The sequence below is a fragment of the Komagataeibacter intermedius TF2 genome (assembly GCF_000964425.1).
GTDB lineage: Bacteria > Pseudomonadota > Alphaproteobacteria > Acetobacterales > Acetobacteraceae > Komagataeibacter > Komagataeibacter intermedius.
This window is the reverse complement of record NZ_BANF01000657.1, coordinates 1-863: the sequence shown is the minus strand read 5'-3', so window position 1 is coordinate 863 and position 863 is coordinate 1. Positions and strand designations below refer to the sequence as shown.

Annotated in this window: 2 protein-coding genes; both read right to left on the bottom strand. The window is 49.8% G+C overall.

The window, feature by feature from the left end; all coding sequences use genetic code 11:
• Positions 1 to 216: hypothetical protein (locus B7449_RS22495; protein ID WP_209426798.1), on the bottom strand; the 216-nt coding region annotated here is incomplete at its 3' end.
• Positions 217 to 231: 15 nt separating this feature from the next.
• Positions 232 to 863, bottom strand: a 632-nt coding sequence (locus B7449_RS18920) for an alpha/beta fold hydrolase (RefSeq protein WP_048884089.1), incomplete at its 5' end; no start/stop codon positions are given.

Below are 863 nucleotides of genomic sequence, written 5' to 3'. Positions count from 1 at the left end.
CTCTTGCCAAGTTGCCGCAATTTCATATTTGAGAAAAATCCCTGTTTCCTGAAGCAGAACCCTACCACACAGGCTATATTTCGATAACCTCTCTTCCGTTTGGCTTTTTCGTCCTTTGGAACTCACGAATGTTTCGTTTGATGGAACAAATGGACAGGCGATAGTCGCCTCATGCAGACATTGGGGAATCAGAAAGGGATTTCTCTGACGGGACATGAAACTGCATGGCCTTCAGGCAGTAACGCGATTCATGAAATCCTGTAAAAAGGGAAAAACACGTTCAGGCATGTCTTCAAGTAACGTATGTTTCGCGAAGGGTAGGTTAAGCAATCTGGCACCTTTGACCTGCTCAGCAAGCTCAAACGCCTGTTGCCGCGACACCAGCATATCATCGTCACCATGCACGACGAGCAGAGGACACCGGATGTTTTTTACAGACGCGCCGGGATAGGCATCTTCGTCGCAGCCGAGCCACATATGCGTCGCCGCCTTGAATAACTTTTCGAAATCCGGTTCGGGATTTTCCGCGTTGTAGACCGATATTTGATTCCCGAACATCCCACGCCATTTTTCAAGATTGATCTTCTGATAAATCTGCCGGACCGGATCATTTTCCGGCAACACCCAGTGCGCGCCGACCGCTATGACGAACTCTGGTTGTACGGCATGAGATGCAGCCAGACGAAGGGCGACAATGCCACCGTCACTATGTCCGATTATACCGGATTTTTGCAGCCCCATCGCGTTAAGAACCGCGGTAAAATCATCCTGAAGCTGTCGATATGTCAGGGGGGCCGTCCCGATACCAGATCGACCATGCCCGCGCGTATCAATAGCAATCAGCCTATAATCTTCTGCCAAGT